The 12,512-nt window shown below is 65.4% G+C and carries 14 protein-coding genes; 7 read left to right on the forward strand and 7 right to left on the reverse strand.

What is annotated here, in order from left to right:
- Positions 1-549 precede the first annotated feature (549 nt).
- The 6 genes from FHS79_RS18640 (at position 550) to FHS79_RS02150 (ending at position 6,101) form a co-directional block, all read left to right on the forward strand.
- A complete protein-coding gene (locus FHS79_RS18640; RefSeq protein ID WP_243452592.1) occupies positions 550-1,404 on the forward strand; it encodes a PEPxxWA-CTERM sorting domain-containing protein in 855 nt (284 codons plus the stop codon).
- An 85-nt stretch (positions 1,405-1,489) separates the two neighbouring features.
- The gene (locus tag FHS79_RS02130) at positions 1,490-2,215 is read left to right on the forward strand and encodes a helix-turn-helix domain-containing protein (protein ID WP_184194685.1); all 726 of its coding nucleotides are present in this window, start codon (positions 1,490-1,492) and stop codon (positions 2,213-2,215) included.
- Positions 2,216-2,544: 329 nt separating this feature from the next.
- Complete coding sequence (locus FHS79_RS02135; RefSeq protein WP_184194688.1) at positions 2,545-3,990, forward strand: hypothetical protein; 1,446 nt, start codon at positions 2,545-2,547, stop codon at positions 3,988-3,990.
- 13 nt (positions 3,991-4,003) lie between these two features.
- Complete coding sequence (locus FHS79_RS02140) at positions 4,004-4,984, forward strand: UbiA family prenyltransferase (protein WP_184194691.1); 981 nt, start codon at positions 4,004-4,006, stop codon at positions 4,982-4,984.
- A complete protein-coding gene (locus tag FHS79_RS02145; protein WP_184194693.1) occupies positions 4,981-5,688 on the forward strand; it encodes an HAD family hydrolase in 708 nt (235 codons plus the stop codon). The genes FHS79_RS02140 and FHS79_RS02145 overlap by 4 nt, the downstream gene beginning before the upstream one ends.
- The gene (locus FHS79_RS02150; RefSeq protein ID WP_184194696.1) at positions 5,685-6,101 is read left to right on the forward strand and encodes a GtrA family protein; all 417 of its coding nucleotides are present in this window, start codon (positions 5,685-5,687) and stop codon (positions 6,099-6,101) included. The genes FHS79_RS02145 and FHS79_RS02150 overlap by 4 nt, the downstream gene beginning before the upstream one ends.
- Before the next feature lie 54 nt (positions 6,102-6,155).
- On the opposite strand, the gene FHS79_RS02155 is transcribed toward FHS79_RS02150, so the two are convergent.
- Positions 6,156-6,797, reverse strand: coding sequence for a hypothetical protein (locus tag FHS79_RS02155; RefSeq protein ID WP_207792186.1), 642 nt, complete (start codon positions 6,795-6,797; stop codon positions 6,156-6,158).
- Positions 6,798-7,023: 226 nt separating this feature from the next.
- Between FHS79_RS02155 and FHS79_RS02160 the strand changes: the two genes are divergently transcribed.
- Positions 7,024-7,647, forward strand: coding sequence for a glutathione S-transferase family protein (locus tag FHS79_RS02160; RefSeq protein ID WP_184194703.1), 624 nt, complete (start codon positions 7,024-7,026; stop codon positions 7,645-7,647).
- A 29-nt stretch (positions 7,648-7,676) separates the two neighbouring features.
- On the opposite strand, the gene FHS79_RS02165 is transcribed toward FHS79_RS02160, so the two are convergent.
- The 6 genes from FHS79_RS02165 to FHS79_RS02190 are packed head-to-tail and all read right to left on the reverse strand — an operon-like array spanning position 7,677 to position 12,512.
- The gene (locus tag FHS79_RS02165; protein WP_184194706.1) at positions 7,677-8,063 is read right to left on the reverse strand and encodes a c-type cytochrome; all 387 of its coding nucleotides are present in this window, start codon (positions 8,061-8,063) and stop codon (positions 7,677-7,679) included.
- Positions 8,060-9,013, reverse strand: coding sequence for a Vgb family protein (locus FHS79_RS02170; protein ID WP_184194709.1), 954 nt, complete (start codon positions 9,011-9,013; stop codon positions 8,060-8,062). Before FHS79_RS02170 ends, FHS79_RS02165 begins: the two co-directional genes overlap by 4 nt.
- A gap of 50 nt (positions 9,014-9,063) precedes the next feature.
- Entirely contained in the window at positions 9,064-9,336 is a 273-nt protein-coding gene (locus FHS79_RS02175; protein WP_184194712.1) for a DUF1467 family protein, read from the reverse strand.
- Between the two features lie 5 nt (positions 9,337-9,341).
- On the reverse strand, positions 9,342-11,051 hold the full coding sequence (locus FHS79_RS02180) for a ribonuclease J (RefSeq protein ID WP_184194714.1): 1,710 nt from the start codon (positions 11,049-11,051) through the stop codon (positions 9,342-9,344).
- On the reverse strand, positions 11,048-11,836 hold the full coding sequence (locus FHS79_RS02185) for a type III pantothenate kinase (RefSeq protein ID WP_184194717.1): 789 nt from the start codon (positions 11,834-11,836) through the stop codon (positions 11,048-11,050). Before FHS79_RS02185 ends, FHS79_RS02180 begins: the two co-directional genes overlap by 4 nt.
- Positions 11,820-12,512: a biotin--[acetyl-CoA-carboxylase] ligase gene (locus FHS79_RS02190; RefSeq protein WP_341534401.1), complete on the reverse strand. Its 693-nt coding sequence runs from the start codon at positions 12,510-12,512 to the stop codon at positions 11,820-11,822. The genes FHS79_RS02185 and FHS79_RS02190 overlap by 17 nt, the downstream gene beginning before the upstream one ends.

Raw genomic sequence — 12,512 nt, forward strand, 5'->3', positions numbered from 1 at the left:
ATCAACTCAGGCTTCGTAAGCTGCTCAAGTTCCTCGCGATTCATGGATAGTGTGAATCATAGACGCGACCCCTTGGCAAGGGGGTGGGTAATTACATCGAAGACGTGCGCCAGTGTGGCGAAACAAGGATGTAACGGAACGTCACAAGCATCCAGTTTCAATCCACCATCCCCACCATCATCACCCCCCCGCGCCGCCGCCTCCGGCTCAGCATCGCTCCTTCAGATACGCCCGCATCGCGGGCGGAGGCATCATCCGGCTGGTTCTGCAATCGGTGAGTGCGCCGCCCCATTAGCCCCCGATCAACCCGGCGACGATCACCGGAAACTCGTCAGGATCATTCGGATGGGCTCTCATCGCCAACATGGTCGCCTTGTTGAAAGGCATTACCCCGCCGTTCGACAGCCGCTCACGGCCCTTCCTCAACCACCCAAACCGACCCCTCCCAAAATCCTAACAAATAATTTACCCACCACCTGACCCGTTCACCCGCAATTCCGCGCTTATCCCTGTGAGGGCCGCATCCCGCTGTCCGGAAGGGGAATCATCATGTCGCGTATCGTCACCCGCGCACTGCTCATCGCCACTGCAGCACTCACCATCAACACCGCCGCCAACGCCGCCTATTTCGTCCGTCCCTATCTCTCCTACGATGGCGAGATCGTCGATGGCCTCATCCTCAATGGTGACACTTCGTCCAGCCAGAGCTTCAGCAACGGCTTCGTCTCGCTCCAGTCCGAAGCCAATCTGTCCGATGGCACGGTCAAGGCCTATCTCGACATGAGCGGCCCCAGCACCTCGTTCGGCATCGCCGCCGGCGTCATCGGCGAGCGCATCCGCTATTTCGGGGAGACCGGCACCGACGTCGAGTTCAACTTCAACATCGATGGCACGATCAGCGCCTATCAGGATCTGCTCGGCGGCACCGAGCCCGCCGGCGATCGCCAGATCCTCATCAATGCCTTTTTCGCCGTCTACGATTCCGCCGTGGGCGCCACATGGGACAATTGGAGCGTGGGCGGCAGCAAGTCGGAGTTCGCCCTCATCTCCCAGAACGTCCTGCTGCCGTTTTCCTCAAGCGACGAATATTTCTACGAGAACGTCTTCAACGACGAGCTCGGAGGCATCCTCAATCTCGTCAACGGCAATTCCTATGATGTCTTCGCCTCCTACAATCTGATCGCCATCGCCGGCTCCGATCCGGGCTATGTCACCATGGATTTCCTCAGCACCGGCAGGCTGGGCATTTCCGACAACCAGTTCACGTCGCAATCCGGCGCGTTCCTGGGCTTCGCACAGACCTCCGCCGTCCCCGAGCCCGCCTCCTGGGCCATGCTCATCGCCGGCTTCGGCCTCATCGGCGGCGCCGCCCGCCAACGCCGCCGGCGCACAGCGATCGCCTGATCGCACCTGACTACAAGCCTTTTGGGGTGCCCCCCCGCCGCCCGCCGGTCTAGAATCGGCGGGCGGCGACCAGGAGGCAGCACCGATGACGGAAGGCTTATCCGCGCTCACCGAGAAGGAGAAGGCGGTCCTGCGCCTCCTGCTCGGCGGCCATGATGCCAAGTCGATGGCGCGCCACCTCGGCCTGTCGGTCCACACCATCAACGAGCGGCTGCGTGATGCGCGCCGCAAGCTTTCCGTGTCGAGCAGCAAGGCTGCCGCGCGCATCCTGTTCGAGGCGGAAGGCGGCACCCCCCAATTGCTTGGGGACAGCGATTCAGGGGGTGCCGACCCGGTGCCCAGCGATCACACCACGCCCCGACGGCCAACCCGGGCCGCTGCCATCGGAGGATCCGCCATGATCGCCCTTTTCGTTGCCGCCCTTGCCCTTTCAGCCCCCCAGAACACCCCTTCCGCACCCCCCGCACCCACCCCGCAGATTGCCGAAAGCGACGCCACCCGCGCCGCCCGCGCCTGGCTGGCCCTCGTCGATGCCCGCGATTGGCAGGCAAGCTGGGCCGCGACCGGCGCCTCCTTCCGCACGGCCAACACCCTCGCCACCTGGCAGGCCGCCGCCGAAACCGTCCACGCCCGCTTCGGCCCCGCCCTCTCGCGCAATCTGGAGAACGACGAAGACATTCCCGCACCCCCGGGCAACTTCCGCAGCGTCCGCTTCCGCACCAGCTTCGCAAACAACCTCGGCAAGACCGAAGTCCTCTCCCTCGCCCGCGAAGGCAGCCAATGGCGCGTCGTCGGGATCTACGTCGAATGAGGACGGCCACCGCACAAACATTGTAATCGACGACGTCAATTATTGCCAACTCGCCCGCTTTGCCCCGCTGCACGAACAGTCATCCCGAATAGCATCGGACAACAGAAAAGGCCGCCGCACCCAGCGCCGACAAAGCACAACAGCACAAAACCTCGCCGGAACCGAAACAACCATTCCGATGTTCTTGGTTAATAATTCCAGGGCTTTGGGGAAATCTGCAATGGCTGTTCGGCCAGATAAAGTCTGTCATGCACCGCAGCATGGCTGAATCCGCACGCGATGCAGTCCTCGGAGCACCCTCCGGTGCTGCGGTCTCACGGCCATTCAGCATGGGTCTTCTGGCCATTCCGGTCGTCTGCGCCATGTCGCTCTGGAACGGTCATCCGCTCGTCTATGAAGACTCGCTGGCCTATATCGAGCGGCCAGCCACGGTTGCCGCAGCCCTCGGCTTCGACACCCAATGGGCAAACGACCGCAAACTGGCCTTGCTTGTCGACAAATCGGGCGAGGCGATCAATCCCGCCGCCGGTGGTGCCACCGTCCAGTCCGGCCGCTCCCTCTATTATGGCAGCGTCGCCTGGCTTCTCACGCTCGTCGGCGGACTCTGGGCAGTCGTCATCGCCCAGGCCGCGCTCCTCGGCATCGTCGTCGCCATGCTGTGGTACCGCTGCCTCGGTCTGCGCTCGCATGGCGGCTTCATCGGCGTCCTGCTCGGCCTCGCCCTCGCCACCTCCGCCGGCGTCTTCGCCAATTTCGTCATGCCGGATATCCTCGCCGGCATCCTCATCCTGTCGATGGCCATGCTGCTGGCCTTCTGGCGTCGGCTGAGCCGCGCCGAAGCCGCCTTCCTCTTCGTCGTCGCGGTCTTCGCCACACTCTCGCACGTCAGCCATCTGATCGTCGCCGCGGCCGTGCTGTCGCTGGCCGCCCTGCTCAAGCTCGCCCGTCCCGCCCGCCTTCGCTTTGAGCTGCCCAATCCGGCGCTGGGTGCCGCCGCCGCAATCACGTTCTTCGGCATCGCCGGCACGCTCGCCTTCGGCATCGTCGTCAAGTCCGTCACCGGCCGCACGCCCACGCATCTCCCGCACTTCACCGCGCATCTCGTCCAGCAGCCCATGCTCGCCGAATTCCTCCGCCAGAACTGTACCCCGCCACAGCCCCGCTGGGCGGTGTGCGCCTATCGCAACCGCCTGCCGCTGGTCTGGACCGATTTCCTCTTCAACAAGGACGCCGCGCAGGGCAGCTTCGCCACCGCAGACCCGCTCCAGCGCAGGGCAATCAGCGAGCAGGACGTGCCCTTGGCCCTCGCCGTCCTGCGCAGCGATCCCTTGCGCATGGCCGGCATGATGCTCGGCGAGAGCGGCAGGCAGCTCGCGCAGTTTTCGTACGAGGATCTTTCGCCACAGACCAAGCGCCGCTTCATCGACACCAGTTTCCCGCCCCGGGTGCGCGAAGACATCCACCAGTCCCGTCTCTGGCACGATGATTCAGCCCTGTGGGCCGGCTCGCGCATCCAGCAGATCGTCGTGCTCCTCGCACTCCCGTTGCTGCTGTTCGCCCTGCACGGCCTCGCCCGGTCGCGCAACGTCAGCAACGCGGTGCTGCTGGCAGCCATCGTCTGCAGCGGCGTCGTCTTCAACGCCATCGTCTGCGGCGTCCTCGCATCCCCCTATGATCGTTTTCAGGCGCGCGTCATCTGGCTCGTCCCGCTCCTGGCGATCACCCTTTTTGCAGCACTGCGCACGCGAGAGGCGAGTGTCCCGACAGTTGAGTAGGAGTGTTTTCCGCATGGCTTCCACAAACACCGCACGACAATCGACCCGATCGGTCCGCCTGGCCGACTATGTCGCGATCGCGCGGCTGGACCACATCACCAAGCAGGTGTTCATCATCCCGGGCATCGTCCTGGCCTATCTCATCAGCGAAGTCCGCTCGCCCGATGTGGTGATGACCGTCCTGCTGGGCTTCGTCTGCGCCATCAGCATCGCCTCCGCCAACTACACCATCAACGAATATCTCGACCGGGATTTCGATGCGCTCCACCCCACCAAATCGGCACGCACCGCCGTCCAGGTCGGCCTCGATCCGCGCATGGTCGCGCTGCAATGGCTCGTGCTCGTTCTCGTCGGGCTCGCAGCTGCAGGCTTCGCCGGCCGCGTCATGTTCATCATCGCCTGCGTGTTCGCCGCCCAGGGCATCGTCTACAATGTCCGGCCATCGCGCTCCAAGGATGTCCCCTATTTCGACGTCATCAGCGAGGCGATCAACAACCCGCTGCGCATGATGATCGGCTGGGCGATGATCGATCCCTACACGATCGCGCCCTCGTCGATGCTCCTCGTCTACTGGACCGGCGGCGGCTTCCTGATGACGGCCAAGCGCCTGTCCGAATATCGCGACATCACGGCGTCGCACGGTCGTGACCTGCTCGCCCGATACCGCGCCAGCTTCGCCGGCTATACCGCGGAAAAGCTCATCGTCGCCTGCCTCATCTACGCGCTGCTCAGCGGCTTCTTCCTCGCCGTGTTTCTCATCAAGTATCGCATCGAATATGTGCTGGCACTGCCGGTCTTCGCCGCGCTGTTCGGCCATTACATGTCCCTGTCGCTCCAGGCCAATTCGGTCGCGCAAAAGCCCGAGCATTTGTTCCGCGAAAGGCGGCTGATCGCGGTCGTGGCCATCCTCACCATGGTCCTCGCCTTCTGCACCTTCGTCGAGATGCCGTGGCTGGACATCCTCCTCAGAAAAAGCGTCATTGTCATCGCATGACGATGATGGACCCTGATTGGCAATCGATCCGGCTTGTCGTCTTCGACATGGATGGAACGCTCTACCGCCAGCGCCCCGTCCGCCTGGCGATGCTGCAGATGCTGCTTCGCGATGTGTTCCGCTCGCGCAGCACCCGGACGCTGCGAGTCCTCGCCGATTATCGCCGCACCCGCGAGCAACTCGCCGACGCCCGCACCGAGGATTTCGATGCCCCGCTCGTCGCCCGCGTCGCCGCACGCGCCGGCATCACCCAGCACGCCGTCGAGCAACTCGTCGAGGACTGGATCGAAACCCGCCCTCTCCCCCATCTCCGCCGCGCCATGGTGCCCGGCGCCGACGCATTGTTCGCCGCCCTGCGGAATTCCGGCCGCCGGATCGGCGTGCTGTCGGACTATCCCGCCGCCGGCAAGCTCGCCGCCCTCGGCCTCGCGGCCGATCATGTCGTCGCGGCACGCGATGTCGGCGTGATGAAGCCGCATCCCCGCGGCCTGCAGGCACTGATGGCAGCCGCCAGCGTCGAACCCGCCCATACGCTGATGATCGGTGATCGCCTCGATCGCGACAGCGCCGCCGCCGCAGCATGCGACGTTCGCGCACTTCTCCACAGCCCTGCCCCCATTGCCGGACAGCACTGCTTCACCAGCTTCCTCGATCCGCTGTTCGCCCCCCTGCTCACCCAGCCTCGCGCAACGGCCACAGCATGACCGGCAGCCGTCTCGCACGCCAGGGCAGCCGCTATCTGCTCACCGGCGGCACCGCTGCAGTCGTCGATATCGGCCTGTTCTGGGCCTTCACGACTGCGGGCATGGCTATCGTCACGGCAGCGCTGCTCAGCTTCCTCATCGCCACCGTCGTCAACTATCGCCTCACATCGCGCCATGTCTTCGCCACCCCGGCATCGCTGCGCGGCTATGCGAAATTCCTCGCGGCCGCCGGCCTCGGCCTCGTCCTCAACGTCGCCCTCACCGGGCTCCTGGCCGCCAACACCGCCATGCCGCCGCTGCTCGCCAAGATCATCGCCGTCGGCATCGCGTTCGTCGCCAACTTCCTGATGAACGCCTTGGTCGTCTTCCACAAACCAGCCGCACAACCCCCGTCCGACCGCCCCACCCGGTAGCGCCCGCTGCGAGCCCGCAACAGCCAACCGGCCATGGCTCGCAGCGCGCTTCGCCTACTTCGCAGGCACGATCGCCGGCATCATGACCGCGACGGGCGTCGCGACGACAGCAGCAGGAACCGCCACCGCAACCCCCAGCGGCGCCACTGGTGCGGCTGCAAACTGCAGCGGCACGTCTTCGTCGATGAAACTCTTCACCACCGTGCCGATCGGCAGCTTGGCGCTGGTCCCGGTCATGAAGAACCCGGCAGGCAGAAACACGACCGCCGAAACCGCGACCGCGCCGATTCCGCCGGCAACGCCCTTGTCATCGAATGCCCCGGTCAAGCGGATCTGCCGCCCATTGGCAGTCATGTAAAGAACTCGACCGGACAAATGGCCGGACTTGCCCCACATGCCCTTGTTCGTGATGTCGGTGATCTCGCCGACTGCAGGGCTGCCGGAAGGCACGACTGTCACTCCCTGCACGATCACCGCTTCCGATGTTTCAAGTCGGAAGCGCTGGCCGACCCGCAATTTCTTGCCTTTCGTCGTCAACTCTTCAACCAGCCGCAGCGGCACTTCTGTTCCAGTCCGCAACATCGCGCGGTCGCTTGCTGGCGCCGCAATTGCCGGAACGTCGGCAGTTGGCTGAATTTGTGCAAGCACCGGAGACTGTGCCAGCATAGCTGCGCACAACAAAAGGCCGATTTTCATGAAATACCCCCAAGTATCAGCCGACGCTGATACTGCCATTGCTACGATTTCATTAACGACGGTGTCAATGCACAAAACCCGCTGAATTTTCATATATTTCAGCGATGAATCCCAAAGCGTTGGAAGGCGCGCGCCAACCCCCGCCGCGGTACCCGACCCCCCTGCATCCGGCTATCCAACCGCCCCGCCCACCGCTACCATCGCCGGGCCAAAAGGATGCCCGCCAATGATGCTCTACACTGCCGCCGATCCCGCCCCCAACCCCCGCCGGGTCCACCTTTTCCTCGCTGCCAAGGCGCTCGAGCTTCCCCGCACCGAGCTGTCGCTCCTCAAGCGCGAGCACAAGTTGCCCGAGACGCTGGCGCGCAATCCGCGCGGCCAGGTGCCCTTTCTCGAACTCGATGATGGCCGCGTGCTCGCCGAGACCATCAGCATCTGCCGCTACCTCGACGAGCTGCATCCCGAGCCGCCGATGTTCGGCACCACCCCCTTCGAGCGCGCCGAGACCGACATGTGGATCCGCCGCGTCGAATCCGCCCTCGGCGTGCCCGTCGGGCTTGTCTGGCAGCATGGCCATCCCCTCACCGCCAGGCTCGTCACCCAGATCCCGGAGATGGCCGCCCAGGCACGGCTCCGCGTTGCCGAAGCCATGACGTGGCTCGATCAGCAGCTCGGCGAGGGCGCGTGGCTCGCCGGCGCGCGGCCGACCATGGCGGACATCACGCTGCTCACCACCCTCGATTTCGCCGGCTGGATCGGCCTGCCGCTACCCGAAACCCTCCCCGCCCTCCAGTCATGGCACGGCCGCGCCACCGCGCGTTTTGCAGCCCAGCCAGTCACGACCAGCTGAATCCCCGCCCGGCAAACCCCGCTTCATCATCACCGGCCCCGGCGGCCTGCCAGCGGAGACGCTTCATCGTCCGGCATAGCCGTTCCGAAAAGACTGAAGATCAGCGCGCGCTCCGCCGCCGAAGTCCGCGGCGGCACCGCCATCGCCGTCCCCGGCACCACCGAGTCCGGCGCATCCAGAAACCGCCCCAGCGCCGCCTTGTCCCACACCAGCCCCGCCGCACCCGCCGCCCGCATCGAAGGGGAATAGTCGAAATCCGGCAACGATCCCGCCCGTCGCCCCATCACGCCGGACCGGTTAGGTCCCGGCAGCCCGGTCTCGCCCGCCGTCACCGAATGACAGCTCAGGCACTTCTGGAACGCCCGCGTTGCCGCCGGATCAGCCGCGACGGCCGCCAGCACCAGCGCCAGGATCATCCGCCCGTCTGCACCAGCATCAGCCGGTCATGCGCCGATTCCGGCAGCCACACCTCGCCCTTGCGCCCGAGGATCTGCCGCACATTCGCTCCCGCCATCGACCCCGGAATCGTGGTCACGAACTTTTCCGTCTTCGGGTCGAACGCCAGCGTCGCATTGGCGCCCCAGTCGGACACCCAGACCATGTCGCGCTCGTCGACATACACCGCATAAGCGCGCGGCTTTTCGCCGGGCAGCTTCCACCGACTCCACGCCTTGGTCGCCGGCACGTAGCGCGCCAGATAACCGGTGTTCCATTCGGATACCCAGAGGTCGCCCTTGCTGTCAGCCCACACCCGCCGCGCGCCCTGCCCGCTTTCCGGATGCTCGATCATCCGTGCTTCCCCCGTGGCCCGGTCGATCTTCGCCAGATGGCTGCCCGCCAGCGACACATAGAAGATCTCGCCATCGGGCGAAGCATCGATGCCATAAGGCCCGCGCCCCTTGGGTGCGGCCCACACCCTCACCTCGTCGGTGCGCGGATCGACCTTGCCGTAAAAGCCGCTCTGTCCGGTAAACCAGATCACCCCGTCACGGTCGAACGCCGCGGTGTTGAGGTTGGCATAGCCGGTATCCTCGGGCAGCTTCCAGGTCTTCAGCGCCCGCGTTGTCGGGTCCCAGCGCACGATCGCATTCAGCCCGGAATCGGTGATCCACGCCGCCCCGTCCGGCCCCATGATCACGCCATGCGGCGCCGAGCCTTCGCCCAGCGGCACCTGCTCCACCTTGCCCGTGGCGGGATCGAGAATCCCGAGCGCCCCAAGTCCTTGTGCGGTGTACCACACCGTCCCCCCCGCACCGGGGGACACGTCATGCGGCTTCGCACCCTTGGGCACGTCGAAAACCTTGGTGGTCTGCGCCGCAAGCGGTGATGCGACAAGCAGCAGCGATGCGATGATCCGGGCAAGCATGGCGGGTCTCCTTCACCCGCCATTCTCGCCAATCGCGCCGCCGATGCAAGTCAGCGCGGAAGTGGCTTGCCACCCGGCAGATCGTCCACGGTCACCCAGCCAAAGACATAATTGGCAAAGAACACCGCAAAGATGGCCGCCGAAATCACCGTCGTCAGCAACAGCTTGCGGCCAAGCTGCGGGTTGCTCGGCGCCGAATCGGCCTGCCCCGCCACCTTGTCCTCGCCGGCCTCGTCGCTGGTCTTCACGCCGAGCGGCAGCACCGCAAACAGCGTCAGCACCCAGAACAGCAGGTAGATCGCCGCGACCGAGACCGGCTTCATCGCGCTCAGCCGAGCCGGACGATCTGCACTTCGGTCACCGGCTTCTTGCCCGTCCACTCCCGCGCCACACGCCGCACCGCCACACGCACATCATCGACCATCTTGTCGCCGCTCGGCGCATCGCCGTCGCCGCGCCCGCCCCGGCCATTACGACCGCCGCGTGGGGGACGTGCCGGCTTGCCGCCACCCTTCACCGCAGCGGCTGCCGCATCCGAGCATTCGGCCAGAAAGGCCTCCTTGTCGGCCTCCACCGGCACGCCCTGGGCATTCACCACCGGCGCCGCCGCCAGCTTGCCGTCGCGGTCGAGCACCACCGCCACTGCCATCAGCCCGTTCATCATCAGCCGCCGCCGCTCGACGATCGTCGCCCCATCGGCAGGCAAAATCACATCGCCATCGAGCAACAGCCGCCCGGCCTTCTCATGCCCCAGCAGCACCGGGCCATTGGGAGCCAGCCGGATGGCGGAGCCGTTGATCGGCACCATTGTCTTCTTCACCCCGCATTCGCGCGCGAAGCGCGCATGCTCTTCCATGTGGCGGCGCTCGCCGTGCACCGGAATCGCGATCTCGGGCCGGATCCACTCATACATGGCTTCCAGCTCGGGGCGGCCGGGGTGGCCCGACACATGCACATGCGCCTGCCGCTCGGTCACCACCTCGATGCCGCGCGTCGCCAGGGCATTCTGCACCCGGCCGATCGCCAGCTCGTTGCCCGGAATCTGCTTGGAAGAATAAACCACCAGGTCACCCGGCTCGAGCCGCAACGCCGGATGATTGCCCTCGGCAATCCGGCTGAGCGCCGCTGCCGGCTCGCCCTGCGCACCGGTGCAGAGGATGAGCAGCTTCTCCGGCGCCATGCCGCTCGCCTGGTCCCAGCTCATCACCGGCGGCAAGTCCTTCAGATAGCCGGTCGCCTTGGCAACTTCGGTGATCCGGTCCATCGAGCGGCCGGCGAGCACCAGATGCCGCCCGGTCTCCTTCGCCACATGCCCCAGCGTCGCGATCCGCGCCGCGTTGGAGGCAAAGGTCGTCACCAGCACCCGGCCTTTCTTGCGGGTCTTCACCAGCTGCAGCAGCCCGGCGCGCACATCGCTCTCGCTGCCCGACGCTTCCATGTTGAACACGTTGGTCGAATCGCCCACCATCGCCAGCACGCCGCTGTCACCGATGTCGGTCAGCATCTCGCCGCTCGCCGGAACCCCGAGCAGCGGGCCGTCATCCAGCTTCCAGTCCCCGGTGTGGAACACCCGGCCATAGGGCGTGTCGATGATCAGCGCATTGCCCTCGAGGATCGAGTGCGCCATCGCCACATAACGGAAGCCGAACGGCCCCAGCTGCAGCGATCCGCCCATCGGAATGATGTTGAGCTCGACTTCGCGCTCGATGCCCTCTTCCTTCAGCTTCTTGGCGATCAACCCGGCGGTGAACGGCGTCGCATAAAGCGGCACGCCCAATTCGGCCGCCATGTACGGGATCGCGCCGATATGGTCCTCATGCCCATGCGTCAGCACCACGCCGAGCAGATCGGCCCGCCGCTCCTCGATGAAAGCCAGGTCGGGGAGCACCAGATCGACTCCGGGGTAGCTCGGATCGGCAAAGGTCATGCCCAGGTCGACCATCACCCACTTGCCGTTGCAGCCATAGAGGTTGACGTTCATGCCAATCTCGCCGCTCCCGCCAAGCGGCAGGAAAATCAGTTCTTTACCAGGTTTCATTCATTTTTCTTTTCGTTGATTGCGTGGATGCGGATCAATCCGCTGATAGTCAGGTCACCGTCCACCACGTCGATGGTGGATGTATGCCGATTGAACAATGTGGCAAGACCGCCGGTGGCGATCACCGTCACCGGCTCGCTCATTTCGGCCTTGATGCGCTGAACCAGCCCTTCGATCAACCCCACATAGCCCCAGAAGACGCCGGACTGCATGGCATGCACGGTGCCCCGGCCAATCACCCCCAGCCCGTCTGCCGGCGGCTCCACCGCAATCCGCGGCAGTTTCGCCGCTGCCTGGTAGAGCGCCTCCATGCTCAGATTGATGCCCGGCGCAATCACACCGCCACAATAGGCGCCCTCGGCCGCCACCACATCGAAGGTCGTCGCAGTGCCGAAATCGATCACGATCAGATTGCCCGGATAGGCATGGTGCGCCGCCACCGTATTCACCAGCCGGTCCGCCCCCACTTCGGCCGGGTTCGGCACCGCCACCTTCACCCCCAGGTCGAGCGACCCCATCGCGACCACCATCGGCTCGACGTTGAAATACTTCCGGCACAGCCGCTGCAGGTTGAACAGTGTCGGCGGCACCACCGTGGCGATGATGGCAGCACTGATGTGCGTCCGCTCCACCCCCTCCAGCGCCATCAGCTGGTGCAGCCACACGGCATATTCATCCGCCGTCCGCTGCCCATCGGTGCTGATCCGCCACCGCCACCTGATCTCGTCGCCCTCGCAGATCGCAAAAACGATATTGGTGTTCCCCACATCAATCGCCAGCAGCATCTCGCCCTCCCAAAGCAAACACCTCGCCGGCATGCACCGGCCGCACGCGACCATCCCCCATCCGGAGCAGCAGCGCCCCATCATCGCCAAGCCCTTCGAAGATCCCGGTCAATGTTTCATGCCCCAGCCGCACCTCGATCCGACCACCAATCCCCTGCGCCGCCGCCAGCCAGGCCGCACGCACCGGCGCAAAGCCCTCCATTGCCCAGCGCCCGCGCCAAAGCGCGAAATGCCGGGCAAGCGCTGCAAAAAGCACCTCCACACTGCCCCCCACCGCCACCGCCGGCCGCTCCAGATCGTCCGGCGCCCAGCCGACATTCACCCCGATGCCCACCACCAGCGCATCGCCGGCGCGCTCGAGCAAGATCCCGCTCACCTTGGCGCCGTCGAACAGCAGGTCATTGGGCCATTTCAGCCGCGTCTCCACCCCGCACGCCTCGGCAATCGCGCCGCGCAGCGCCACCGCCGCCACGAACGAGAATTGCTGCACCGGACCTTCCGCCTTGACCAGCACGCTCGCCATCAGATTGCCGGCACCATCATGCCACACGCGCCCCCGCCGCCCGCGTCCCGCCGTCTGCCGGTCGGCGCGCACCCACCAGCCATCGGGCAGATCGGCGGCATGCGCCAGCAGCCAGTCATTGGTCGATCCCACCTCGGCAAGGTGGGTATGCAC

This window comes from Polymorphobacter multimanifer (assembly GCF_014205635.1).
GTDB lineage: Bacteria > Pseudomonadota > Alphaproteobacteria > Sphingomonadales > Sphingomonadaceae > Sandarakinorhabdus > Sandarakinorhabdus multimanifer.

Bases quoted from the DNA above. Each gene is read 5' to 3' on its own strand.
- FHS79_RS18640 (WP_243452592.1), top strand. From the start codon at position 550: ATGTCGCGTATCGTCACCCGCGCACTGCTCATCGCCACTGCAGCACTC.
- FHS79_RS02130 (WP_184194685.1), top strand. From the start codon at position 1,490: ATGACGGAAGGCTTATCCGCGCTCACCGAGAAGGAGAAGGCGGTCCTG.
- FHS79_RS02135 (WP_184194688.1), top strand. From the start codon at position 2,545: ATGGGTCTTCTGGCCATTCCGGTCGTCTGCGCCATGTCGCTCTGGAAC.
- FHS79_RS02140 (WP_184194691.1), top strand. From the start codon at position 4,004: ATGGCTTCCACAAACACCGCACGACAATCGACCCGATCGGTCCGCCTG.
- FHS79_RS02145 (WP_184194693.1), top strand. From the start codon at position 4,981: ATGACGATGATGGACCCTGATTGGCAATCGATCCGGCTTGTCGTCTTC.
- FHS79_RS02150 (WP_184194696.1), top strand. From the start codon at position 5,685: ATGACCGGCAGCCGTCTCGCACGCCAGGGCAGCCGCTATCTGCTCACC.
- FHS79_RS02155 (WP_207792186.1), bottom strand. From the start codon at position 6,797: ATGAAAATCGGCCTTTTGTTGTGCGCAGCTATGCTGGCACAGTCTCCG.
- FHS79_RS02160 (WP_184194703.1), top strand. From the start codon at position 7,024: ATGATGCTCTACACTGCCGCCGATCCCGCCCCCAACCCCCGCCGGGTC.
- FHS79_RS02165 (WP_184194706.1), bottom strand. From the start codon at position 8,063: ATGATCCTGGCGCTGGTGCTGGCGGCCGTCGCGGCTGATCCGGCGGCA.
- FHS79_RS02170 (WP_184194709.1), bottom strand. From the start codon at position 9,013: ATGCTTGCCCGGATCATCGCATCGCTGCTGCTTGTCGCATCACCGCTT.
- FHS79_RS02175 (WP_184194712.1), bottom strand. From the start codon at position 9,336: ATGAAGCCGGTCTCGGTCGCGGCGATCTACCTGCTGTTCTGGGTGCTG.
- FHS79_RS02180 (WP_184194714.1), bottom strand. From the start codon at position 11,051: ATGAAACCTGGTAAAGAACTGATTTTCCTGCCGCTTGGCGGGAGCGGC.
- FHS79_RS02185 (WP_184194717.1), bottom strand. From the start codon at position 11,836: ATGCTGCTGGCGATTGATGTGGGGAACACCAATATCGTTTTTGCGATC.